This window comes from uncultured Roseibium sp., assembly GCF_947494555.1.
Lineage (GTDB): Bacteria > Pseudomonadota > Alphaproteobacteria > Rhizobiales > Stappiaceae > Roseibium.
Genome location: NZ_CANLVF010000007.1, coordinates 373,024 through 395,929, shown reverse-complemented (window position 1 = coordinate 395,929; position 22,906 = coordinate 373,024). Strand labels below are relative to the sequence as shown.

General features: G+C 57.2%; 22 protein-coding genes and 1 pseudogene. 12 read left to right on the top strand and 11 right to left on the bottom strand.

The window, feature by feature from the left end:
- Window positions 1–337: 337 nt before the first annotated feature.
- The 3 genes and pseudogenes from Q0915_RS29170 to Q0915_RS29160 form a co-directional block, all read right to left on the bottom strand.
- A pseudogene (locus Q0915_RS29170) lies at window positions 338–1,053 on the bottom strand (transposase); the annotation flags it as partial.
- 123 nt (window positions 1,054–1,176) lie between these two features.
- Entirely contained in the window at window positions 1,177–1,689 is a 513-nt protein-coding gene (locus tag Q0915_RS29165) for a DinB family protein (protein WP_299482339.1), read from the bottom strand.
- 89 nt (window positions 1,690–1,778) lie between these two features.
- Window positions 1,779–2,378 (bottom strand): TetR/AcrR family transcriptional regulator, encoded by a 600-nt coding sequence (locus Q0915_RS29160; RefSeq protein WP_299482342.1) that lies wholly within the window; start codon window positions 2,376–2,378, stop codon window positions 1,779–1,781.
- A gap of 78 nt (window positions 2,379–2,456) precedes the next feature.
- On the opposite strand from Q0915_RS29160, the gene Q0915_RS29155 reads away from it, so the two are divergent.
- The 4 genes from Q0915_RS29155 (at window position 2,457) to Q0915_RS29140 (ending at window position 4,591) form a co-directional block, all read left to right on the top strand.
- Window positions 2,457–3,248 (top strand): crotonase/enoyl-CoA hydratase family protein, encoded by a 792-nt coding sequence (locus Q0915_RS29155; protein ID WP_299482345.1) that lies wholly within the window; start codon window positions 2,457–2,459, stop codon window positions 3,246–3,248.
- Between the two features lie 2 nt (window positions 3,249–3,250).
- Complete coding sequence (locus Q0915_RS29150; RefSeq protein ID WP_299482348.1) at window positions 3,251–3,670, top strand: DUF1330 domain-containing protein; 420 nt, start codon at window positions 3,251–3,253, stop codon at window positions 3,668–3,670.
- A 261-nt stretch (window positions 3,671–3,931) separates the two neighbouring features.
- Window positions 3,932–4,201, top strand: coding sequence for a hypothetical protein (locus Q0915_RS29145; RefSeq protein ID WP_299482351.1), 270 nt, complete (start codon window positions 3,932–3,934; stop codon window positions 4,199–4,201).
- Between the two features lie 3 nt (window positions 4,202–4,204).
- Entirely contained in the window at window positions 4,205–4,591 is a 387-nt protein-coding gene (locus tag Q0915_RS29140) for a transglycosylase domain-containing protein (RefSeq protein ID WP_366525354.1), read from the top strand.
- A 284-nt stretch (window positions 4,592–4,875) separates the two neighbouring features.
- On the opposite strand, the gene hisC is transcribed toward Q0915_RS29140, so the two are convergent.
- The gene (gene hisC, locus Q0915_RS29135) at window positions 4,876–5,988 is read right to left on the bottom strand and encodes a histidinol-phosphate transaminase (protein WP_299482354.1); all 1,113 of its coding nucleotides are present in this window, start codon (window positions 5,986–5,988) and stop codon (window positions 4,876–4,878) included.
- Window positions 5,989–6,080: 92 nt separating this feature from the next.
- On the opposite strand from hisC, the gene Q0915_RS29130 reads away from it, so the two are divergent.
- The 7 genes from Q0915_RS29130 to Q0915_RS29100 all read left to right on the top strand — a co-directional run bounded on the left by Q0915_RS29130 (window position 6,081) and on the right by Q0915_RS29100 (window position 13,453).
- Window positions 6,081–6,848, top strand: a complete 768-nt coding sequence (locus tag Q0915_RS29130; RefSeq protein WP_299482357.1) for a glucose 1-dehydrogenase — start codon at window positions 6,081–6,083, stop codon at window positions 6,846–6,848.
- A 190-nt stretch (window positions 6,849–7,038) separates the two neighbouring features.
- The gene (locus tag Q0915_RS29125) at window positions 7,039–8,106 is read left to right on the top strand and encodes an ABC transporter ATP-binding protein (RefSeq protein WP_299483414.1); all 1,068 of its coding nucleotides are present in this window, start codon (window positions 7,039–7,041) and stop codon (window positions 8,104–8,106) included.
- A gap of 41 nt (window positions 8,107–8,147) precedes the next feature.
- Window positions 8,148–9,251 (top strand): PotD/PotF family extracellular solute-binding protein, encoded by a 1,104-nt coding sequence (locus Q0915_RS29120; protein WP_299482360.1) that lies wholly within the window; start codon window positions 8,148–8,150, stop codon window positions 9,249–9,251.
- Between the two features lie 67 nt (window positions 9,252–9,318).
- Complete coding sequence (locus Q0915_RS29115; RefSeq protein WP_299482363.1) at window positions 9,319–10,263, top strand: ABC transporter permease; 945 nt, start codon at window positions 9,319–9,321, stop codon at window positions 10,261–10,263.
- On the top strand, window positions 10,260–11,060 hold the full coding sequence (locus Q0915_RS29110) for an ABC transporter permease (RefSeq protein WP_299482366.1): 801 nt from the start codon (window positions 10,260–10,262) through the stop codon (window positions 11,058–11,060). The genes Q0915_RS29115 and Q0915_RS29110 overlap by 4 nt, the downstream gene beginning before the upstream one ends.
- A 30-nt stretch (window positions 11,061–11,090) precedes the next feature.
- A complete protein-coding gene (gene hisD, locus Q0915_RS29105; protein ID WP_299482369.1) occupies window positions 11,091–12,416 on the top strand; it encodes a histidinol dehydrogenase in 1,326 nt (441 codons plus the stop codon).
- Window positions 12,417–12,421: 5 nt separating this feature from the next.
- Window positions 12,422–13,453 carry an alcohol dehydrogenase catalytic domain-containing protein gene (locus Q0915_RS29100; RefSeq protein WP_299482372.1) on the top strand — a complete coding sequence of 344 codons (1,032 nt, stop codon included), beginning with the start codon at window positions 12,422–12,424 and terminating at the stop codon, window positions 13,451–13,453.
- Window positions 13,454–13,652: 199 nt separating this feature from the next.
- On the opposite strand, the gene hutC is transcribed toward Q0915_RS29100, so the two are convergent.
- The 7 genes from hutC to Q0915_RS29065 form a co-directional block, all read right to left on the bottom strand.
- Window positions 13,653–14,366 carry a histidine utilization repressor gene (gene hutC, locus Q0915_RS29095; protein ID WP_299482375.1) on the bottom strand — a complete coding sequence of 238 codons (714 nt, stop codon included), beginning with the start codon at window positions 14,364–14,366 and terminating at the stop codon, window positions 13,653–13,655.
- Window positions 14,367–14,813: 447 nt separating this feature from the next.
- A complete protein-coding gene (locus tag Q0915_RS29090) occupies window positions 14,814–15,755 on the bottom strand; it encodes a hypothetical protein (protein ID WP_299482378.1) in 942 nt (313 codons plus the stop codon).
- The gene (locus tag Q0915_RS29085; protein ID WP_299482381.1) at window positions 15,752–17,419 is read right to left on the bottom strand and encodes an ABC transporter ATP-binding protein; all 1,668 of its coding nucleotides are present in this window, start codon (window positions 17,417–17,419) and stop codon (window positions 15,752–15,754) included. The genes Q0915_RS29090 and Q0915_RS29085 overlap by 4 nt, the downstream gene beginning before the upstream one ends.
- Window positions 17,416–18,282, bottom strand: coding sequence for an ABC transporter permease (locus tag Q0915_RS29080; protein WP_299482384.1), 867 nt, complete (start codon window positions 18,280–18,282; stop codon window positions 17,416–17,418). The genes Q0915_RS29085 and Q0915_RS29080 overlap by 4 nt, the downstream gene beginning before the upstream one ends.
- A gap of 1 nt (window position 18,283) precedes the next feature.
- A complete protein-coding gene (locus tag Q0915_RS29075; protein ID WP_299482387.1) occupies window positions 18,284–19,207 on the bottom strand; it encodes an ABC transporter permease in 924 nt (307 codons plus the stop codon).
- Between the two features lie 91 nt (window positions 19,208–19,298).
- A complete protein-coding gene (locus tag Q0915_RS29070; RefSeq protein ID WP_299482390.1) occupies window positions 19,299–20,852 on the bottom strand; it encodes an ABC transporter substrate-binding protein in 1,554 nt (517 codons plus the stop codon).
- Window positions 20,853–21,108: 256 nt separating this feature from the next.
- Window positions 21,109–21,963, bottom strand: coding sequence for a MurR/RpiR family transcriptional regulator (locus tag Q0915_RS29065; protein ID WP_299482393.1), 855 nt, complete (start codon window positions 21,961–21,963; stop codon window positions 21,109–21,111).
- Window positions 21,964–22,046: 83 nt separating this feature from the next.
- Between Q0915_RS29065 and Q0915_RS29060 the strand changes: the two genes are divergently transcribed.
- Entirely contained in the window at window positions 22,047–22,703 is a 657-nt protein-coding gene (locus Q0915_RS29060) for a DUF1028 domain-containing protein (RefSeq protein ID WP_299482396.1), read from the top strand.
- Window positions 22,704–22,906 lie beyond the last annotated feature (203 nt).

Here is a 22,906-nt window from a genome sequence, read left to right as displayed (position 1 = left end):
AACGGGGCAGAAAAGCCAAATCCTAAACCCGAAACAAAAATCAGACCGCATGGCAAAAGCCGGCGGGCTTTTGTCGTTCTGACCTAAAACAGGCCACGCACCTTGACCTCCGTTTCCCGAAGCGCAACGGCTGACCGCTTCATAAGGGGCGGATCAACCATCCCGCCAAGAGCTGATGCCAGCACCGGCTTTGCTGCGAGAAATCCCGAGACAACACCCTTTTGCCGAAAAGCAACAACGGAGGCTCTAGGTGCAACGGCGTGTATGTCCGCCTGGTGTCCGGATTGACCCGGATCCGATCTGATGTGCGCTCTTCAGGATAAACGAGAGTGCGATCAACCAGCGTCAGGCACTCGCGACTGTAGTCATCGACCACGGCCAAAATCCGAAACCGGCGGCCGTCCGTAAAGGCATCCGACGCGAAGTCCAAGCTCCACCGCTCGTTTGTCCTACCGGGCAGCACCATCGTCCGCCTGGTACCCAGAGCTCGCTTCCGGCCACCTCGTTTGCGGACTTGCAGCTTTTCCTCGCAATAGAGCCGTCTCAACTTCTTCTGGTTCATTCGGATGCCCTGGCGTTCCAGCATCAGATGGATACGCCTGTAGCCAAAGCGCCGGCGCTATCCGGCAACCTTCTTCATAGCTTCACGAAGATCGGCATCATTAGGCCGAAGACTTCGATACCGAATACTCGACCGGTCAATTGCCAAGACCGCACACGCCCGACGCTGGCTCGCGCCGTGCGCTCCACACAGGTGAGCCGCAGCTTCCCGTCTTGCATCGGGCGTTACCATTTTTTTGAAGCGACGTCCTTCAGCATGGCGTTGTCGAGCATGGCTTCGGCCAGGAGCTTCTTCAGCTTCGCGTTCTCGTCTGCCAGCGCCTTCAGCTTGCGAGCATCAGACACGTCCATACCCCCAAACTTGGCTTTGTACTTGTAGAAGGTCGCTTCCGAGATGCCGTGACGCCTGCAAACGTCCGCCGTCTTCTGGCCGCTCTCCTGCTCTCGCAAAATGCTGATGATCTGTTCTTCTGTGAACCCTGAACGCTTCATTCCGTCCGTCTCCTGACTGCGACGGACTCTACATCAAACTGGAGGAGTTTTGGGGGATCAGAGCAATCCCTCTTAACAACTCCAAACCGGACCTTCGTTTACCCGAATACATCACATTTACTTCTATCCAGCAAAGAAGCCCGCGCCGGGGCGCCATGGGATATCCGTCGAGCCATAGTCAACGCCCATGCTGTGCAACGCTATCGTGACCTGGCTTCGATGATGGGTTTGGTGATTGAAGATCTGTACAACCATCACCCAGCGCGGAATGGCGGGAATGTCGTCCCCCAGCGGATCGCGCTTGGTGGTTTTTCCTGCCAACCATGCCTCTGTCCAGTCGCGTGCACCCGCCGCAAGTTGATCGTCCTGCTCCAGTCGAGCGCGTTTCAGATCGTCCCAATCAGGCCATGCCACATGACCCTTCGGATTGCGTTCCGGCAAGGTCCCATCTAGAAATGTCAGGATCCTGCGATTGACCACACAAATGTGGTCCAGTGTTTTATGAATCGACCCAAAAAATAGCCCCCGATCCCGGTTGCGTTCGTCATGGCCAATACCGTCACAAAGCTGAAAGACGGTGTCGTTTTGCCAGCGTGTATAGGTGGCCATCTCGTCGATGTAATCACTTGTGATCATGGAGCTTTTCTTTCAATCGTTTAATCGTCGCCGATGGTGAAGACAGGCGTTGGCAACCCACCATCTCATGAATTCAACCGAAGACTGGATTACTCTGTCGGGGCGTCGTTATCGGCCATCTTCAAGGCGATAAGGCTCTTTGCTGTCTCACCTGCGGCCAATGCATAGTCTGGATCCCTGTGGATCAGCATTGTCGAAAACGCACCTTCCATCAGCAGTACGATGCTGCGGGCAGTTTGCCCGGGGTGCCGGAGGCCCGCATCCTCGTATTTTTCCGCCAACCAGCTTTCGAATTTCTTTTTGTGGCCAGCACCAACGACGACCGCCGGGTGACCCGGCATGCTGGCAAGTTCCGCAGCGGTTCTGATAAAGCCACAACCCCTCCACTTGGGATGACGGGCACTCTCTGCCACACGCAGGAAGATCTCGGCTGTTTTGTCAGCCAAGCTGCCCTCGCACTCATCAAACCAACTGGCAAACGCTATCAGGTTGGGGTGATCACGTGACTCCAGATATCCGGTTATGAGATCGTCCTTGCTCTTGAAATGATAGTAGAGCGTTTTCTTCGTGATACCTGCCTTCTCGGCGACGGAATCGACGCTGACGGCGCGAATACCCTCCTTGTAGAAGAGCTTGTTGGCCGCATCCAAAATGCGATCTCTCGTCGGCTTTTCGGGTTCCGCGATCATGTATACTCCTTAGTGAGTGTACCTATGAACGCATTACCCATAGCTTTAGTCAAGCTTAAGAGACTGGAGAAAAAAGTGATGCAAAACAGTGTCCTGATCGAGATCAAGAATCGCGTGGCTCTTCTGACACTAAACAGACCGGAGAAGCTGAACGCACTGAATTATCTTACCAATGACCGACTATTGGAGCTTCTGGATCAGATCGAAAACAACGATGACATCGGCGCTGTCATTCTGACCGGGGCAGGGGATCGGGCCTTTTCTGCCGGGGGTGATATTCACGAGTTCACGGCAAGCATAAAAGAAGGTGTCGATGTTGCGGTGAGAGAGTTCTGCAAGCGCGGTCAAACCATGACGGCCAGACTGGAATCCTATCCAAAACCCATACTGGCGGCCGTCAATGGAATTGCCTTTGGAGGCGGTTGCGAAATCACCGAGGCCGTCCACCTGGCTGTCGCCTCGGATCAGGCAGAATTTGCCAAACCGGAAATCAACATAGGCATTCCACCAACATTCGGCGGTACCCAGAGATTGCCGCGTTTGGCGGGTCGGAAACGGGCTCTGGAGTTGCTCCTGACCGGCGACAGGTTCTCGGCTCAGCGCGCATACGAGCTCGGGTTGGTGAACAAGGTTGTTCCGCACGACAAGCTGCTTCCTGCTGCATTTGAACTGGCAGAACGCATTCTCCGGCATTCACCTCTTGCCGCGTCGAGAATTATCTCGGCCGTCACCAGAGGGATCAATACGACGATTGAAGAAGGCCTCCTGATTGAACGGGAACAGTTCGCGCGCATGGCCGCGACACAGGACGTCCTGGAAGGCCTCGATGCCTGGATTGCCCGCAGGGCGCCGATCTATCAAGGAGCCTGACAATGGAGGTTCATACCAGTTTCGACAAGGCAACCTGGCAAGCGTTCAAATCCTCCGATCGCGAGGGGCCAATTCAAATGCTGAACTTGATAAAACTGCGTGACAAGGCCGAGTATTCTGTTGGGTTCGATACCACCGGGGAAAGAGCGTATGCGGAATACAGCCGATTGAGCGCGCCGGTTTTGAAACGTGTCGGCGGCCGGATTGTCTGGCGCGGGGGCTTTGAACTCATGATGATTGGCCCGCAATCGGAGAGCTGGGACATCTGCTTTGTTGCCGAATATCCTTCTGTCATCGCCTTCATCGAGATGATACGCGACCCTGCCTACCAAGAAGCTTCGGACCACAGGACAGCCGCTGTTGAGGACTGCAGATTGGTCCGGTTGGCTGTGAAGGACGCAGGCGAACAGTTCTGCGAATGATGCCGCTCGTGACTTCAAGATGTCCGACACGCGCCGGAATGTCAGATCACCCACAAGAAACGATCGGGCGAATTGGAACGGCAATGGAAATGGCAACAGTGGCAGGTTACGCTTGTACCCAAACATGACACTCGTTGTCGAAAAATCAGCGCATCGTGTAAGCTAAGGGCCGAATTGGGGCATTCCTGATACCTGTGTCATTCCAACGCCTCAATTTCATTTGTTTTCTGGCACCAGGCAAAATCTATATGGCCCTTTTCCATGAGAAAACTTATCAAGATCTCGGCTGTTTCCTTGATGATAGCGTTCCTAGGTTTGGTGTTTTACGGAGTCCATGGATATTTCGATGCAATTTCTGACTCGGAAGAACTTGAAGCCCGTGCGGACAGTCTTCTCGCCGCGGATTTAGGCGGTTCATCGCTCGGTGAGGAGCGCTATCGTCAGCTCTTAATGGTTCAAGACCCAGCGTTCGAGCAGCATAGCGGCGTTGACATGACCACACCGGGGGCCGGTGTCACGACTATTACGTAATCGCTGACCAAGCGTGTCGGGTTTGAGCACTTTACACCGGGCATTGGCAATATCAGACAGACGGGCTACGCGCTCGGATTGGAGCGAGAGCAAGACAAAGAGCAGATCATGGTGCTCTGGCTTGCGACCTTGGAAATGGGTCGTGGACCAGACGGCTGGGTCACTGGATTTCACAAAATGAGTGAATCCATGTTCGGCTCGCCACCAGGTGCAATCGAAGCTGATGAGTATTTATCCTTGCTTGCAGTCCTTGTTGCGCCGGGCCGCTACAACCTCGGAACGGACGACCAGGCACTTCAGGAAAGGAAGGATCGAATTCGTCGTCTCTTGGCGGGAGAGTGCGTGCCCAATGGCAATTCCGATGTTTGGCTGGAGGGTTGCAACTCGTAAGTCGAAAGCCAGCAAAGTCCGCACAGCGCCAATGCTGTTCAGCGCTACGAACGGCCGCTTGCAGTCCAACTCGTAGACTTGATGCGTCTCCAAGGAATGTCTACTTTCAGGCCCAGGCTTCAACGCGGTGAACGTCTGTATTAGGGGCCCATAGCGGAAATTTGGGTCAATCGGAAAAACGATTGGAAGATCGGCAAGTTCGGAGACGAAAGGGAGGCGTTGGAAATTATTTCCGGGCCGGATGAGGACGTCAGACGGTATGCCGATTGGCAACACAGCCCGGCTCAAGCCTGAGCCCTGATGCTGTCCAGGTGGTCAAGAAATAGCCGGTTTTCTTCTTGTCGTCCCACGGTAACTCTGATGAACCTGTCGAAACCCTCCTGTTTCCAGGGCTTGACCAATGTGCCCAGGCGCATGAGGGCGTTCGCAACCTCAACGGATGGTAGGTCCGTTTCAAAGAAAACATAGTTAGCTTGCGTCGGTGCGACGCGAAGGTCGCGTTCCATCAACGCTGCACGCATCTTGTCGCGCTCTTTGGCAATCGCGGCGACGCTTCTCTTCATGTGGGCTTCGTTGCCCAATGCGAGCAAGGCTGCGGACTGGGCGAGCGTGTTTGTGTTGAAGGGTGTCTTGGTCAGGTCAAGAGCCGCTGCCAAGTCGGGGGAACTGCATACGCCATATCCTATTCTGAGGCCGGCAAGCCCCCAGGCCTTGGAAAATGTCCTCAGAACGATCCAGTGCCCCTTGCCCGGTGCCAGAAGGTCAAGTCCGCTGCAGTAGTCTCCGTTCAGGGCAAATTCGAAATAGGCCTCGTCGAGCACAAGCAGCGTCTCCGGATGCCGGGCATCCAGCACCTTCAAAAGGTCGTCGCGCGACATCCAGCACCCCGTCGGATTGACGGGATGTGAAAAGATCAGGAGCTTTGCGGGTTTTCTGGCGGCCTCGACCAATTTGTCCACATCGATGGTCAGGTCGTCGCTAAGGCCCACTCGTTCGATGCCGGCACCCATGAGAACCGCATAATCTTCGTGGAGCGGGAAGGAAGGGTAAAGCGTAATCACCCTGTCGCCAGGTTCGATCACGCTGCGAAAAATGATCGACAACAGTTCTTCAGAACCGTTGCCGAAAACGAGCAGGTCCGGATCCGTATCGAGATAGGCTGCAAGCCCGGTCCGCAGGTCGGATGCCTCGCTTGACGGATAAATGTGCAAATGACCTTGCTGCTTCCCGATATACTCCAGCACGTCTGGTGCGGGTCCAAAGGGGTTCTCGTTCGATGCCAGGCGGTTCACGTCCGCAAGTCCGCAAAGCCTGCGGACCGCAGCAACGGACAGACCCGAATTGTAGGGTTGAAGCTGTTTCAGGCTTGGCCTGATTATCTTGTCCAGATCGGTCATCGCGGGCTCGTGCTCGTTTCAGACGGGGGAACAATTGATTTGAAAGCATCTATGTATATACATAATAGCATGAAGCGGGAGGAAGCAAGACCATGGCACCGGCAAATTTTGATCTGACTGGCAAACGCGCACTGGTAACGGGCGCAAGCCGGGGCCTCGGCCAGGCGATGGCTGTAGGCCTGGCGGAGGCCGGAGCCAGCGTTGCGATCACATCGAGGTTCCTGGGCTCCCTTGAGGAGACGCAATCGCTCGTGGAGAAAGCCGGGGGAACTGCGCACAAGATGCAGCTGGACGTTCAGGATGTCCCCATGATGAAATCCGCAGTGGCCGGATTTGCAAGAGCTGTGGGTCGGCTGGACATTCTCATTAACAATGCCGGCTACGAAGAAGTTTGTCCGTCTCTCGACGTCGATGAGGCTCTTTGGGACCGGATCAATTCGATCAACCTGAAAGGCGCTTTTTTCTGCGCCCAGGAAGCGGCTCGACACATGCTTGAGAGCGGTGGCGGTTCTATCATCAACGTCTGTTCCCTGACGTCGTATGTCGGTGTGCCAACCGCAGTGCCCTATACGTCGTCGAAGTCCGGGCTGCTTGGAATGACCCGGGCCCTTTCCGCTGAATGGGCACCGCACAAGGTCCGCGTCAATGCGATTGCTCCGGGTTACTTTCGAACGGAGCTGACGGATGTCTTCTATGAGGATGATGCGTGGAAGGCCGCGATGCTCACGAAAATCCCGCTCGGGACGTTTGGCGATGCGCAGGACCTCAAGGGTGCGGCGGTGTTCCTGGCCAGCAATGCCTCGCAATACATCACGGGGCAATGCCTGGGGATCGACGGCGGATATCTTGCCGCAATTTGACCTAACGGGAGGGTGCCGGGCAGCATACGCTCCGGAGAGGGCTCACGTGTCTTGACAAGAATTCGCAATTTCGATTTCATGTATATACATAGCGTTTCGGCAGACCAGACCTGTCAAGTCTCGCGATGCACAAAGGCAGCAAAGAGTGACTGAAATCCAAGCGGCGGCAGTCTCGGCTATAAACGTCGAGATGACGTTCGGAACGTTCAAAGCTGTTAAAGACGCAAGCTTCGAACTTCAGAACGGCAAGTTCCTGACGATCCTTGGCCCGTCCGGGTCCGGAAAAACAACACTTCTGCGCTTGATCGCCGGTTTTCTGACACCCTCCAGTGGCGAAATCCTGATCAACGGCCGTTCAGTTCGAGCGGTGGCGGCAAACAAGCGCTCGATCGGCATGGTCTTTCAGAAGCTTGCCTTGTTTCCGCACATGACGGCTGCGGAGAACGTGGCCTTTCCCCTCAAGATGCGTCGCTTCGATGCGCGCACGATCCCGGACAGGGTGGCGCAGTATCTTAAGCTGGTACGGCTGGACGGCTTCGAAAACCGGAGGATTCATGAACTCTCGGGTGGGCAGCAGCAACGCGTGGCGATTGCAAGGGCGCTGGTGTTCGAACCGGATCTTCTTCTTCTCGACGAACCGCTGGCCGCCCTTGACCGGAAGCTGCGGGAAGAAATGCAGCTTGAATTCCGAAGAATACAGAAGGAACTCGGCGTCACCACGATCAACGTGACTCACGACCAGCGCGAAGCCCTGGTCGTTTCCGACCAGGTCATCGTGATGAATGATGGTGAAATCCAGCAAAATGCGGCGCCGACGCAGATGTACAGGATGCCAAGCAACCCCTTTGTTGCCAATTTTATCGGTGTGACCAACGACCTTTCTGGCATCCTTACGCGGGTAACCAGCGCTGACGCGACCGCGAGGTTCGGCAATGTCGAGTTGATGGGCGTTCACGGCGGGGCCGTTGCGCTGGAAGACGGAACGCCGATCAAGGGGGCGATACGCGCGGAACAGATACGTATTGCTTCAGCCGAACAGTCGATGGCGGGACTTGATGCCGATTTCCGGGGCACCGTTCTGGACGCGATTTTTGAAGGCGAACGCCATGTGTACGAAGTTGAGGTCCCGGAACTCGGCGGCGAGACGCTGAAAATCATTCATCACGATCGGAACGATCAGAGCGCCCTCGAACCGGGCGCCCTCGTGCACATAGGGTGGAAGAACCGGGATCTGCAGATTTTCCCGGCGAAACAATAAGGCGCGACAAAGCGCCGTCAGTCCATGAAAAGGGGAACGACATGAACTTTGAAAGAAAACTGAACAGAAGATCTATTCTCAAAGCATCGGCCGCTGTCGGCGCAACCGGCCTCGCGTCCGTTTCGATGCCAGCTGTGCTGCGGGCGGCTGAACCGGACAAGCCGAGCGAACTCATTATCCGTGCATGGGGTGGTCCCTGGGTGGAAGCGCTCAAGAATGGCGTTTCGGATCCCTTCACCGAAAAAACGGGCATCCGCATTATTCACGACCTGACGGAGGATAATGAAATCCAGCCGAAAGTCTGGGCCGCGGTTGCGCAGAACCGCACGCCGCCCATTCATATCAACTGGGACACGACGACGAATGCCACCAAGTCGGCCCTCCGGGGCGTTTGCGAAGATCTGTCCGACCTGTCCAATCTCTCCGGCACCACCGATCTTGCGAAGCCGGTCGGCGTGGACGGTTATCCGATCGTCAACACTTACGGCTACGTCTATGTTCTGGCCTATCGTCCGGAAGCCTTCCCCGATGGTCCTCCGAAGTCCTATCACGATCTTCTCGATCCGAAATTCAAGGGCCGGATCGCCTTTTACAACGACGGTATCGGCTTCCATTTCCCGGCGCAGGTCGCGGGCGGCGGCACGCTCGAGGATATCCCGGGCAACATGGATGCCTGCTGGGAGTTCGTTGAAAAGATCAAGGCGCAGAACCCGCTGCTCGGTGAGGACCCGGATTTCGTCACTTGGTTCCAGCGAGGCGAGATCGATGCTGCGTGTACGATTTCCACGAATGCGCTCGGCGCGAAAAGAAGTGGTGTCGACATAGCCTGGACGGTGCCCGAAGAAGGCGCAAAGTTCGATACGGATGGTCTGTGGATTCCGAAAGGTCATTCCGAATCCGATCTTTACTGGGCCAGGGAGTACATCAATTCAGCACTGACCCAGGCAAACCAGCAGGTCTGGCTGGACGGGCTCGGACTGCCGGGTGTTGTGCCCGGGCTGACACCTCCGGAAGGTCTGGCCGGGGATCCGTCCTACCCGACCAAGCCCGAGGATTTCGAACGCCTGATCCGTATTTCGGGCCAGATCCAGGTGGAAAACGAGAGCGAGTGGTTCTCGAAATTCAAGCAGATCATGCAGGGTTGATTGCAGGCAATCTGGTACCAGCCGGGCAGGTGAGACTTGCCCGGCATCCCACCCATTCGAGCCCTTCATGCGCAGATACAAGACTTCGTACCCGATCAGCTGGCGTTTCATGGACGTGCTGGAGGCGGCCTTCGCCCTTGTGCTGCCTCGAGGCGGCGGCCGGCTGACGCCCTACCTGTTGCTGACGCCAGCTGTGCTTCTTGTCGGCACGCTCGCGGTCGGCCTGCTTTACATAGGAGATTCGTCGCTGCGCGTACTTGACCGGAGCACGTTCCTCTTTTCCGACTACTGGACACTTGAAAACTACCAGCGTGCCTTTTCGGAGAGTTTCACGGCGACCATCATCTGGCGCAGCCTTGCTGGGGCTGTCATCGTAACCGCGGTTACGCTGCTGCTTGCCTTTCCGTACGCCTACGTGATGGTGAGGACATCAAGCGCGTTGCTCAGAAAGTTCCTTCTTGTCGCGCTGTTTCTTCCGTTTTTCATCGGTCAAGTTGTGCGCGCCTATGGATGGCTGATCATCCTTGGAAATCAGGGCATCGTTAACGATGCGCTTGCCCTCGTTGGTGTCGAACCGCTGCGTCTTCTTTTCAATTATCCGGCGGTTCTGTTCGGACTTGTTCAATACATGCTGCCATTCGGTGTCCTGATGCTGGCACCTGCTCTGACGGCAATTCCCGAAGATATCGAAGCGGCTGCAACGTCTCTCGGTGCCAACTGGGTCAGAGCGCTTTTCCATGTGGTCTTGCCAATGGCAAGGCCCGGCCTGATCGGCGCCGGTGTGGTTGTGTTGACCTTGTCGCTGACAGACTTTGCCATGCCTGCCATTCTGGGCGGTGGTTCGCAGGACTTCGTCGCCAACGCGATCTACGACCAGTTCTTCAGGACGTCCGATCAGGGCTTTGGGGCCTCGCTGACGCTTATCCTTATTGCCGTTGGATCAATGACAGTCGGCCTTGTCTTTGCGGTATTCGGTGCCGGGACGCTGGCCTTGGGGGCGAACCGGAAATGAATCGCTCACCCACGCAAACAATTGTCTTCTGGTCCGTGGCAATCCTGTGCGTCGTGGCATTGTCCGCGCCGACACTGGTGGTGCTCGGAGCGTCTTTCACGGCCGGCAACATCATAGACTTTCCACCCGACGGGTTCTCCCTCAAGTGGTACGTGGCGATATTGGGAGAGCGCGATCTTCAGCAGGCGTTTTTGCGCTCTGTCATTGTCGCCTGTATTTGCGTTGCCGTGTCGGTGCCCACCGGAACGCTCGCGGGGATCGCCCTGTCCAAGTATCAGGTGAAATGGGCGGGAGCGCTGCAGATCTATCTGCTGTTGCCGTTCACTGTGCCCCTCATCGGGTCGGGCATCGGCCTGATGCTTCTCTTCGGCGAGTTGAGAATTCTGGGAAGCCTCTGGCCGATCGGTATCGCGACGGCCGTCATCAACCTGCCATTCATGATATGGGCCGTGTCCTCCAGTGCCGCGTCGCTGGATCCGGATCTGGAGCTTGCTGCACAAAGCTGCGGTGCGGGTCCGCTGCAGACCTTTTTCAACGTGACGCTGCCGGCGGTCACGCCGGGTGTGATCACCGGGGCGTTGCTGATGTTCATTCTTTCGCTGAATGAATTCCTGGTGAGCCTGCTGCTCGTTGATGCGCGGATCGTGACGCTGCCCGTTCAGATTTACAATTCGATCCGGGCGATCATTACGCCCGACCTTGCAGCGGTGTCCGTGGTCTTTATCGCGGTCGCTGCGCTGGCGATCATTATTCTTGACAGGATCGTCGGTCTGGAAGTGTTCCTGAAGTCCAAGTAACGCCGGTTGGCGCTCGAAAGGTGTGGGTCTATGTCACAAGTATCCTTCCATGAACTCAGCAGCGTGAGCGCCGAAGCGTATCAGGATCTTTTGCGCCGCTCGGAAGCGGATCTCTCCGGTTTCATGGAAAAAGCCAAGCCGATCATCGAGGCGGTGAAAACGGAAGGCGACGCAGCACTTGTGCGTTTCGGGCAGGACCTCGATGGCGCGACATCCTTGACCGCTGCGACGTTGAAGGCCAGCGAAGCGGAATTCGATGCCGCCTTTGAAGCTGTTGATTCCGAGGTCATCGAGGCGATCCGGCATGGCATTGCCAACATCCGCAGCTTTCACGAGGAACAAAAACCAGCACCGATGTGGTTCAAGGAGATCAAGCCGGGTGCATTTGCCGGGGACCGGTACACACCGATCCGCTCCGTCGCGCTCTATGTTCCGCGCGGCAAGGGGGCCTTTCCCTCGGTCACCATGATGACGTCGGTTCCGGCCGTGGTGGCGGAGGTTCCCGAACTGGCGATCTTCACACCTCCAACGCCGGATGGCGGTGTCGATGCGGCGACGCTCGTGGCCGCGCGTATCGCAGGTGTCGAGACAGTCTACAAGTGCGGCGGTGCGCAGGCGGTTGCGGCCGCAGCGTTCGGAACTGAAACGGTTCGGCCGGCGCACAAGATCGTGGGGCCGGGTAGCCCCTGGGTCGTAGCTGCCAAACAATTGCTCTCGAGCGTCATTGATCCCGGCCTGCCAGCCGGCCCTTCAGAAGCGATCATCTTCGCGGACGATACGGTACATGGTGGCCTTGCCGCGCTTGATCTGTTGATCGAAGCCGAGCACGGACCCGACAGCTCCGCATATCTGGTGACCCATTCGAGACGCGTTGCCGAAGAAGCGCTTGCGGCCTTGCCGAACCATTGGGCGAAAATGACGGACCTGCGGGTTGGGTTTTCAAGAACGGTGCTGTGCGGCGACAACGGTGGCATCATACTGACCTCGGGCGTGGAAGAGAGCTACCGTTTCATCAACGATTATGCGCCCGAGCATCTTGAGTTGCTCTCGACGGAACCCTTTGAGCATCTGGGACACATAACCGAAGCCGCGGAGATCCTGATGGGGACACACACCCCTGTTTGCATTGGAAACTTCGCACTTGGACCGAATGCGGTTCTGCCGACCAGCAGCGGTGCGCGGACCTTTGGTCCCTTGTCGGTGCATGATTTCGTGAAGTGCAGTTCTGTTGGCTATGTAACCCGTCCTGCCTATGCCGAAATGGCGAAGCATTCCAGAGTGCTCGCACGTTATGAAGGTTTTTCATCGCATGAAAATGCCGTGTCGGAGCTGCGCGACCCTTACCTGGAAGGGTGAGTTGCATGCGATCGGTGCGACTTCACGATCCTCTGGACATAAGGTTCGAGCATGTTGATCCAGCACCCGCGCCGGGCAGAGGCGAGGTCCGGATCAAGGTGGCCTTTGCAGGCATTTGCGGATCGGACATTCACAACTACAAGACGGGTCAATGGATTTCACGTCGACCCTCAATCGCCGGTCACGAGTTTGCCGGGACGGTTGATGCGGTCGGGGAAGGGGTCACAAGACTATCGGTCGGCGACAAGGTCGTCGCGGATTCCAGGGACTATTGCACGAAATGCGTCAACTGCCTGCAAGGCAACAATCATCTGTGCAGCAAGCTGGGATTTGTCGGCGAAAGCATCGACGGCGGGTTTGCTGATTTCACAACGCTCCCTCAGCGGCTTGTCCTTGCCTGTGATCCCTCGATGGAGCTGGATATTGCAACGCTTGCCGAGCCGCTGGCAGTCGCACTTCATGCTCTTGATCGGGTTCGGATCGAAAACCATGATCCGTTGCTGGTGGTCGGCTGCGGGCCGATTGGCGCGTTAACTGCAGTAGTGTCCGATATTCTTTGCCAACGGCCGCTCCTCTTATGTGACCGCGACCGCCTCCGCGTTGAAACCGTTGCAACGGCATGCGCGGGGCACCCGGTCGATCTTGCGGCCTTCAACCAGTTCGAGAGCCTGCCCGGGAAAACCGTACGCCACGTGATCGACACGACCGGCAACGTGGAAGTCATTTGCAATCTGGCAGCGAAGCTGAGCGGATCGACGTTGGCGATGGTCGGAATTGGATCCGGAACGTTTCCGTTCGATCCTGTCGGCGCAGTTGAAAGGGAGCTGGCACTTGTCGGTTGCCACGCATTCAAAGATCAATTGCCTCGCGCTGTGGAGCTGCTTGAACGGCATCCCGATCGCTTCAGACCCCTCATTGAACACAGGATCTCGCCGGAAGACACACCGGCAGAATACGACCGGATATGCTCGGGCAAAGCGACTGGCATCAAGACGCTGATTGAATTTTTCGATAGCGGCAAGCCTGGCGCAGACTGAGACGTTGCAGCCGAAAAGTGTTCTTCTCCAGCGGCTAACCTGTGCCGGAGGCGAGGGGGATGCCTTGGCGCTTCGGCAGCGGGCACAATCCAGGTGTTGTAAGTCTGGAACACGGGTGCGGGGTTTCACATCACCGGCTGTCAGCAAGGGTGATTGCCGCTGAGCATCCACGTTCCTTCAGAGTTATAAGCTCATGGTCCTAACCGGCCCCGGTCGGTGTAAAACTTGCGACAAGTCTGTGCTTGTCGCCGGGATAGAACAGGCGGGCAATGGTCACAAACCCTTCGTTTTGCCTGGTCTTGCGTTCGACGACGAGGCATGGAAAGCCATCGGGAACCTGGAGCGTTTCCGCGATAGTGCCGTCGGCTGCGAGCGCATGGATCTGGTGTTCGGCGATGTTCCACGGAATGTTCCTCAACATCCAAAGGCCAGGCGAGACGCTGTCAAAACTGATCTCTTTCAAGCCTGGAACGATGCCGACATTGATAATCCGCTCCTCCAGGCAAAACGGCTCGCTATCCGCGAAATGCAAACATGTGATATCTCGCACCGGGTCGCTTCTGGAGAGGTCAAGCTGCTGCGCTTCCCGATCGGTTGAGGCTCTGATCGTGTCACCAAGCAGTGTGTAACTGTAGGTTTTCCCGGCATCTTCGACCTCCTTGCGGATATCGGAGATTTCCAGCGCTGCCGACAGCGTCTGCGGTTCCTTGACAAAGGTGCCCCATTTTTTGTTGCGTTCCAGCAGGCCGGCCCGGGATAGCTGGCTCAAGGCCTTGTTCACTGTCATGCGCGAACAGCCATAGTGTTTTGCAAGATCGGTCTCGAAAGGTATTCGGTGACCCGCCGGCCATTCGCCGGTCACGATCTTGCTATGGACATCATCGAGAATTTTCTTGTGCAGGGACTGGGTCAAAGGTGCTTGTGCTCGTTGTCATTGCGCGAACCGTCGGCTCTCAAGTATATACTTGAAGAGCGTTAAGGGGACAATTTTAGGTGAGAGCGAAATAGGACATGCTTTCGTATGGGCAAAGCTGGCACATGAACGGGAGCGCATGATTGACATCGAGTGTTGCCCCTCAATTCCGCCTCTCATGGGTGCTGTTCCATACCGTTTCGATTGCTTTGCTGCGAAGAGGGACACGTGTTCTGCATCGCACGCGCAATGCGGATGAAACCGTACTCGCACATTATTTCGGTCGTCAGAGCACGCTGAACACCAAGATCTCACAGCCCCGCAACGGTTGCCGCTGATCTACGTGCGCCCGGCTCGCTGACGGACTGATTTGGGGATGGGTGCTGATCAGTTACGCACTGAAAGGATACTCGGGTTCGTTGGTATGAAGAGCGGGTAGACCGAGCGTTACCAATTGAAGCCAGGGTCGCGGAAAACCGGCAATTCCAGGCGTGGTTTGCCGTCCATGCTCACAATCACTCCGTCTTTGACGATCATGAAAGGTTCATATCCCAACCAACCGACGGAGTTGCCATTGTGCATGATCCGTACCTGATCGCCCAGACCAAAGGGAACTGGATCGGAATGCAGCATCGCCTGCGGATGAAGCATTTGAACGACTGTGTCGTCGTGATTGATATGAACTTCTGCCCGCTCACCCTTACTCAACCGGATACCTTGAGATGCGGTTATCCAGTGCTCGGCTGCTGGAGGGCGCAACATTTCCTCAAGAACAACGTCGTTGATCATGTCAGCCAGAACCCGACTGGGATGTATGGCGTTATGGATCGTCGCGACAGACACCGGAGGGTTCTTGAGGGTGCGGGTCGCGCACCCATGATCCCGTCGCAGAAGAACCGCAGGCATGTTGCCGGCAGCGATGGTGCCATCAAGCGAGAGTGCGACAAATCCTGCATCATGATCCGGAAACCGGTCAATGACGTCAGCTATGGCCATTTGTGGTGACTGACCACGTTCCATTGCAGCAAGAACATGGGCGTTCAACGGTATGCCATCACCGGCCGGGATTTGAGGAAAGCGATGACCGGTGACAAGCCCGACACCCGGCTGCGCCGCAATGAACTGGGCCAGGGGCACGGGCCGGTTCGGACCGCTGGAAATTAGAGCAGCGAACGGTGCTCCAAGCATGTTTTCGGGAAAATCTTTTTGTAAAAGTCCACTTGAGCCACCTGTCTGTGTTTCTGAACGAGACAGTTGCTGATCTTCGGACAGAACCGCAAAACTGACAAACCCGCCAATGGCGCCGTGGCCGACCGCCTCGATCGCACGAAGGCCGGCGAGGACGCCTGCGCCTGCATTTGGACCGGTTGCCGCGATGCCGACCGTCATGACGCCACCCAGTGACCGGGAGACGCTTCGACAAGCGGACCGGCAGGATAGCTTCCCTTCAAAGCCGGGCGGACACCTCGTTTGCGAGCGGGATCCGGGACCGGCACCACATCGATCAAGGCACGCGTATAGGGGTGGCGGGGTGCGGCAAATATCTGTGTTGTGGATCCCAGCTCGAGAATCTTGCCGTGCCGCATTACGGCAACCCGGTCGGCAATCTGGCGAACCACCGCGAGGTCATGTGAGATGAACAGCATCGTCAGTTCCTCACCACGCTTCATTTCCTCAAGAAGGTCAAGGATACGAGCCTGAACCGAAACATCGAGCGCGGACGTCGGTTCATCCGCGATGACCAGTGAAGGACGGGCCGCGATCGCCCTGGCAATGGCAATCCGCTGGCGTTGGCCACCGGAAAACTCGTGCGGATAGCGCCGGGCCATGTCAGCTTCTAGACCGACTTTCTCGATGAGCTGCCTGACGCGTTCGTTTCGCTCGGAGCGCGGCAGCCTCTCGTGGATAATCAAAGGCTCCGCGATTGTGTGACCGACCGTCTGGCGCGGATCGAGGGACGCATACGGATCCTGAAAGATCATCTGAACCTGCCGCCGTGCCGCGCGCAGGCGGCGGCCCTTGCAGGCGGTCAGATCCAGGCTGTTCAGTTGGATTTTTCCCGAATCGGCCTCTGTCAACCGGGCGATGACCCGTCCGAGGGTTGTTTTACCCGATCCGCTCTCTCCAACCAGCGCCAGTGTTTCCCCCATTCGAACGTTCAACGAGACATTGTCGAGGGCCCGGGTGCCGTGGCGGCGAAACAGGTGAGGCCCCCGGCCGTTGAAGGTCTTGTTAATGTCGCTGACGGAAAGAAGAACGTCTTGCTTCGTTTCTGCCTGCTCCGTGGCGGCGTCAATGCGGGGGACTGCGTCGAGCAAAGTACGCGTGTAATCTGCTTCGGGGCTTTTGAAGATCCGGGTCACCGGACCATGCTCGACGGCTTGTCCGGATTTCATCACCAGGACCGTATCGGACATTTCGGCAACCACCCCCATGTCGTGGGTGATCAGAATGAGACCGATACCTGTCTCGGCAACGATCTCGCGTAAAAGGTCAAGGATCTGGGCCTGAACGGTGACATCCAGGGCTGTTGTGGGTTCGTCTGCGATCAGAACGCGGGGCCCGAGAAGCATCATCATTGCAATGACGACCCGCTGGCGCATTCCACCGGACAATTCGTGCGGAAACTGCCGCATCCGCATCTCAGGCTGAGGGATGCCGACCCGGTCGAGCATCGCGGCGGCTCTGCGCCGTGCTTCCTTTTGATCACAGATTTCGTGGCTCACGAGAGCTTCGGTCAATTGAAGTCCGATGGTCAGCACAGGGGTCAGAGCGGTCATCGGTTCCTGAAAAATCAGTCCGATCCCGGTGCCCCGTGGTGGTGCGATATCGGCATCGAGCAGATCAGCCCCGTCGAATTCCGCGCGACCGGTCGCTGTTGCCGCTGGCGGCAACAATCCCATGAGCGCCTTCGCGGTCATGCTCTTGCCCGAGCCGCTTTCTCCAACAACAGACAGAACTTCACCGGCCTTCAGGTCGAAACTGATGCCTTCGACCAAAGGTCGGGTTCCAATGCGAACAGCCAGATCGCGGACGGAGAGGAGCGCGTTCATTTCCGTTCCACCGGGTCAAGGCTTGTCCGCAATCCGTCGCCGAGAAGATTGAAGCCGAGGACCGTAACGGCGATCGCCAATCCGGGGATGGTCATCAACCACGGTGCTCGATTGATGTAATCACGCGACCCGGCAAGCATGTATCCCCATTCCGAAGTCGGCGGCTGCGCACCGAGACCGAGGAAACTGAGCCCTGCAGCAGCCAGGATGGCGGTTGAAACGCCCAGGGTCGCAACAACAATCATCGTTGGTAGAACGTTTGGCAGGAGATGCGTGAGAACAAGTCGGGCGGGGCCGGCACCTGCGGCGATGCTTGCCTCAAAATACGGTTTCGACGTTTCGACAAGCGCTGCCGAGTAACAGGTACGCGCATAGAAGGGAACGCCTGCGACCCCGACGGCAATAACCGCGTTCTGCAGGCTGGGGCCCAGTACGGCGACGAAACTGAGCGCGATCAGCGTTTCCGTGAAGGAAAAGAGCACATCTGTGCCGCGCATGAGGATCGCCTCGATCCATCCACGACGGAATGCGGCGATCATGCCGACCAGCATGCCGACCGTAAGCGATATGCCGACGGCAACTGCGCCAATCAGGAGCGTGATGCGGCTGCCGTACAAAATTCGGGAAAACATGTCCCGTCCGAATTCATCTGTTCCCAGAAGATACTTTCCGCCTGGAGGCAGAAAGCGGCCGCCGGCGCCCATCTTCGTCGGGCTGTATGGCGCAAGCACGTCCGCAAAAGCGGCACAGAAAACAAGCAGCAGGACAATGCTCAATCCGACCAGCCCGCTTGGCGAGCGCACCAACCGCCGCCAGAAACCGGGCGGCGCACGCTGCGTTTGAGGTTCGGTCACCGTCTGCATGTCAGGCCCGCCGGATCCGTGGGTCGAGCACGGCATAAAGCGCATCGATGACGATCGCCACCGTGACGACAACAACTGAAAATGTCAGGATGAAACCCTGAATGATCGGATAGTCGCGCTGAAAGATCGCCTCGACAGCCATGCGGCCGACACCGTTCCAGGAAAAGATGTTCTCAACGACAATTGTGCCGCCCATCATGAAGGCGAATTGCAGACCCATCATGGTCACGACCGGCAAGAGGCCGGCGCGAAGCACGTGGCGGCGCAGAACCAGGGCCTTGGGCAGCCCCTTGGCAAAGGCCGTTTGAACGTAATCCTGGCTCATCACGTCAATCATGGAAGACCGGGTGAGGCGGGCGAAAATAGCAGCGTTCGAAAGCCCCAGTGTGAGCGCGGGCAAGATCAGGTTCAGTGGTCCGCTGCCGCTGACCGGGAGCCAACCCAGTTCAAGCGCGAAGAAGAACAAAAGCATTAGCCCGAGCCAGAAATGCGGCATGGAAATCCCCGCGATGGCCAAAACCATGAGCGAGATGTCAACAACGCTTCCTTCCCGGTAGGCCGCCAGGAAACCGATCGGGACGCCGATCAAAATGGCGATGAACATCGCGGCACATGCCAATATCAGTGTGTTCGGCAGACGCTGCATGATCACATCGAGCACAGGTTGGCCACCGCGAATGGTATTGCCCAGATCACCATGAAGAAGGCGCTCGATGAACATTGCGTATTGAACGGGAATGGGCCTGTCCAGGCCGAGAGAACGCCGCACTTCTTCAATCTGTTCCGGGGTCGTGCCCTGGCTTTGGGCATACATTATCTGGACCGGATCCCCGGGCACGGCGTGGATCAGAAGCGTCACGAGTATGGTCGTGATCCAGATTGTCAGTGCACCCATTGCGAGCCGGGTGCCTAGAAAGCGCCACATCCTGTCGACCCTAGAGCATTGTGCGTTCGATTGAACAGCCGTTGATCTAGATGAATGCCGCCCGGATCAGAGATCCGGGCGGCATGGCGGCTCAACCGCCGAGTTTCACGTCGCTGAAGTTCGGATAGACAAATGGCGCCACGAAGAAACCATCGACTTCAGGCCGGACGGCAAAGACCCATTCCCAGCCGGGCGTGTAGAGCGGCACGTGGATCGCGTTTTCAAGGAGATACTTGAACACTTCCTGGACCTTGGCCTTACGGGCGTCCTGATCCGTCAACACACGCGTTTCGTCCAGCATTGCGTCGAGCTCGGGCGAGGTATAGCCGCGATAAGCACCGGGCGTGTGCCAGAGAGCGTAGAGGATGTCCGGGTCGTACCAGGACCACGTCATCATATCCATGGACCCTGTTGTGCCGGTCGTCGTTTCGTTTTCCTGACGGACCCGGGCATTGAGAGATCCGATGTCCATGATCTCGATGGATGCCTTGATGCCGACTTCCGCCAGTTGCGCCTGGAAAACCTCACCAAGCTTCTGGCGGTTTCCGCCAGTCCAGACGAGCAGAGCGGTTTCGAGCGGCTTGTCCATGCTGTAGCCAAGTTCTGCGAGCAGCGCCTTTGATTTTTCCGGGTCATATCCCGGACGGTACTGGGCGCAGAAGTCCTGATCGTTGCCGAAGACACCACGGGAGACCGGGCAGTTTTCCTGAACCGACAGGTCACCATAGATCAAACTGATTGCCGCTGCGGCATCGGTCGCATGGGCAACCGCAAGGCGTGCGCGCTTGTCGTTGAACGGAGGGCGGTGGACCGCAAACTCCCAAAACACGTTCTGACCCGTGTTCTCGGCAACGATGATGTCCAGTTCGCCGCTTTCCTTGATCGATGGCACATCATCAAACGGCGGCTCGGCGATATGGACTTCGCCGGTTTTCAGGGCCGCCAGCCGCGCCTGAGGTTCTGGAACGACCGCGATGATGAGACCGTCCTCATGAGGCGCTCCGGGGTTTTCAGCCAGCTTGCCGAAATTCTTGTAATCCGGGTTCTTCTCCAGAACGATCCTGTCGCCCTTGGTCCAGGACACCAGTTTCCACGGGCCGGAGCCAATGGCCGTGGTGGTTCCGAAGCCGTCCCCATTGCTGTCGCAAATGATGGACGAGAAGCTGTCCGCGAGGAACGGGATCATCGCCACGAAAGGCTTCTCAAGCGTGAGCTTGATGGTCAGCGGATCAATGACCTCTGCACTCGTAATCGGGCCCCAGCTGCCCTTGGTGACGCTTGGCGTCTCTTCGCTGAAGGCCGCATCTATCGTGTATTTGACATCATTCGCATCAAGGGGTGTGCCGTCATGGCACATGACGCCGTCCTGCAGGCTGAACGTATACTCGGTCCCTTCTTCATTCGATGTCCAGGACTTCGCTAAGTGGGGCACCGGCAGGCCCTCTGCGTCCGTCGCGAGCAACGTGTCGTACAGCAGGCTCCAGACCTGGAGGGACAATGTGCTGGTTGCGCGATGCGGATCAAGGGAATCGATATCTCCGTACCGGGCCCAGACAATGTCACCGGCTGCCGCCGAGCTTGTAAGACCTGCGACAATGCCTGCCGCGCCTGCCAATCGGCGCAGGGAATTTCTTCTAAGTATCATGTCAACATCCTCTCCTTGGAGCTGCGATGTGCTTGCCCATGCGCACGCCGTCCGTCGCGCGAGACAAAGTCGCCCGTGACGCCGGAGAGCGATCCGGCGCGCTGACATCCGTCTGTTGATTTCTGGGCAGGCCCACGAAAACGGTACGAGGCCGCGCATACTGCGTCAAAAAGAAAGCAGTTTTGACAAGATTAATTTCATTTTTGAATCGTTTGACGGTGTCTTCTGCGCGTGAAACGACGCGTTTGAGTCGCTTTCAGCCCAGGTCGCCCCACTCAGAGTGGATGCCGTCGATGTATTTCAACCTGTCGACGGCGTTCTGACCGAGGCGATCCGCAACGGCCATGCACAGATAGGTCATGACCGAAACCGGAGAGGCAAGGGAATCGAAGTAAGACAACCCGCTCGTGCGGCATCGCAGCGTGACTTCCGCCAGTTCCGAGTTGCCGGAGCTTGTCAGGTCCGTCACGGATATCGTTCTGGCCCCGGAAAGGCGCGCGGATTGCAGGATCGAGCGCAGCGTCGCCGTCCGCCGGCCGATGGCCAGCGCAAGAACGGCATCGGTCGGACGGATCGAGGCAAACTCTTCCGGCACGGGAAAGCCGCCAAGCGGGATCATGCGGATGTCCGGCTTCACCTTGATGAGTTGGGCGCGAGCAAAATGTGCCAGCGGGTAGTTGTCACCAAAGCCGACGACCCAGACTTTTTCCGCCCTGGCCAGGTAAGTGACGGCATCTTTCAGTTCGTCACCACGAATGGCTTCGATCGTTCGGATGAGGTTCTGGACATCGGATGCAAGGTGATCGGCCAGGTCACCGCGCCCACTGCGTTGTTGAATGGGTTCGGAAAAAACACGCTTGTTGTGCTGGCTGTCACTACGGCGGACGCGTGCCATACGCTGCGCGGTCTTGAAGCTCGGGAACCCGAGGCGTTTGAAAAAACGGGCCGTGGTTGCTTTGGACACGCCTGCCAGCGAAGAAATTTCTTCAGCGGTGTGGAGCGCAAGGCTGTCGGGGTTTTCCAGGAAGTGTTCCGCCAGCAGACGCTCGGATTTGGTGAGGTCGTCAAAGCTCTCAAGAATGCGCTCAGAGAGCCGCGCTGTCTGTACCATGGCAATCTTCACGTTTGACAGGTTCTGAAACTCTGTGAAACAAACTACTCAAAACGCAGTCAAACGCAAAGGCTCAATATGAGATGACATTCTCGATCCTGGCGCGGGACCCGGATACCGGTGCATTGGGCGGTGCCGCCGCCACGGGAAATCTGTGCGTGGGTGGCTGGGTGCTGCGGGGAAAGCCTGGCATAGGGGTCTCCGCATCCCAGGGACACTATCCAAGCACGCTTTGGGGAGAAGAGGTGCTCGATGCGCTGGCAAGCGGCCTTGATCCCGTCCGCGCGATCAAGCGAACGGTGAACCCGGATGCCGGAAGAGATTTGAGACAATTGCTCGCCCTCGACCGATTGGGCAATAGCAGCGTGTTTTCCGGGACAGACAATGTGCCGGAGGTGGCCGAATGTGTAAGGCCTGGAATTTGTGCAGGCGGCAACATGCTTGCCGGAACTGACGTAGCCGAAGCTTGTGTCGACGCGGTACTGTCAAATTCAGACAGTTTTCTCTGGCGCTTGCTGTCAGGTCTGATTGCTGGTGCCGAAGCAGGAGGTGACGCGCGCGGTCTGATGTCGGCTGCAATCCTTATTGTTGCTGAAGACTTCCCGCCCATCGATCTGCGCGTGGACTTCGATCAGGATCCACTGAAGGCGCTAGAGGTATTGGTGAAACGCATCGAGGATCCCGGCTACGCTTCCTGGGCTAAGAAACTGCCGACGAAGCGCAAACCTTTCGCAAATTAGCTGCGGGGGAGCGATGCTGGAATTGCGGTCACCATGCATTCGTTGCTTGCGTTATTCGCAGTGGGGTCAAGGTCCCCGATCTTTTGATGAAAATTGACACGAAGAGATTCAAAACGCACCAAACGTTAAAGTCTCGATGTGATCAGCCTACGCAACTCATAAAACAACCCGGCCTCGCGCCGGGCTATTTGTTGGAAGGGGTC

Excerpts from the sequence above, each read along its gene's own strand:
- Q0915_RS29070 (WP_299482390.1), bottom strand. The coding sequence starts at position 20,852 with ATGATACTTAGAAGAAATTCCCTGCGCCGATTGGCAGGCGCGGCAGGC.
- Q0915_RS29060 (WP_299482396.1), top strand. The coding sequence starts at position 22,047 with ATGACATTCTCGATCCTGGCGCGGGACCCGGATACCGGTGCATTGGGC.
- hisC (WP_299482354.1), bottom strand. The coding sequence starts at position 5,988 with ATGACCGATCTGGACAAGATAATCAGGCCAAGCCTGAAACAGCTTCAA.
- Q0915_RS29125 (WP_299483414.1), top strand. The coding sequence starts at position 7,039 with ATGACGTTCGGAACGTTCAAAGCTGTTAAAGACGCAAGCTTCGAACTT.
- Q0915_RS29110 (WP_299482366.1), top strand. The coding sequence starts at position 10,260 with ATGAATCGCTCACCCACGCAAACAATTGTCTTCTGGTCCGTGGCAATC.
- Q0915_RS29075 (WP_299482387.1), bottom strand. The coding sequence starts at position 19,207 with ATGTGGCGCTTTCTAGGCACCCGGCTCGCAATGGGTGCACTGACAATC.
- hisD (WP_299482369.1), top strand. The coding sequence starts at position 11,091 with ATGTCACAAGTATCCTTCCATGAACTCAGCAGCGTGAGCGCCGAAGCG.
- Q0915_RS29120 (WP_299482360.1), top strand. The coding sequence starts at position 8,148 with ATGAACTTTGAAAGAAAACTGAACAGAAGATCTATTCTCAAAGCATCG.
- Q0915_RS29150 (WP_299482348.1), top strand. The coding sequence starts at position 3,251 with ATGGAGGTTCATACCAGTTTCGACAAGGCAACCTGGCAAGCGTTCAAA.
- Q0915_RS29165 (WP_299482339.1), bottom strand. The coding sequence starts at position 1,689 with ATGATCACAAGTGATTACATCGACGAGATGGCCACCTATACACGCTGG.
- Q0915_RS29090 (WP_299482378.1), bottom strand. The coding sequence starts at position 15,755 with ATGACGGTCGGCATCGCGGCAACCGGTCCAAATGCAGGCGCAGGCGTC.
- Q0915_RS29160 (WP_299482342.1), bottom strand. The coding sequence starts at position 2,378 with ATGATCGCGGAACCCGAAAAGCCGACGAGAGATCGCATTTTGGATGCG.
- Q0915_RS29080 (WP_299482384.1), bottom strand. The coding sequence starts at position 18,282 with ATGCAGACGGTGACCGAACCTCAAACGCAGCGTGCGCCGCCCGGTTTC.
- Q0915_RS29115 (WP_299482363.1), top strand. The coding sequence starts at position 9,319 with ATGCGCAGATACAAGACTTCGTACCCGATCAGCTGGCGTTTCATGGAC.
- Q0915_RS29155 (WP_299482345.1), top strand. The coding sequence starts at position 2,457 with ATGCAAAACAGTGTCCTGATCGAGATCAAGAATCGCGTGGCTCTTCTG.
- Q0915_RS29145 (WP_299482351.1), top strand. The coding sequence starts at position 3,932 with ATGAGAAAACTTATCAAGATCTCGGCTGTTTCCTTGATGATAGCGTTC.
- Q0915_RS29085 (WP_299482381.1), bottom strand. The coding sequence starts at position 17,419 with ATGAACGCGCTCCTCTCCGTCCGCGATCTGGCTGTTCGCATTGGAACC.
- Q0915_RS29065 (WP_299482393.1), bottom strand. The coding sequence starts at position 21,963 with ATGGTACAGACAGCGCGGCTCTCTGAGCGCATTCTTGAGAGCTTTGAC.
- Q0915_RS29130 (WP_299482357.1), top strand. The coding sequence starts at position 6,081 with ATGGCACCGGCAAATTTTGATCTGACTGGCAAACGCGCACTGGTAACG.
- Q0915_RS29100 (WP_299482372.1), top strand. The coding sequence starts at position 12,422 with ATGCGATCGGTGCGACTTCACGATCCTCTGGACATAAGGTTCGAGCAT.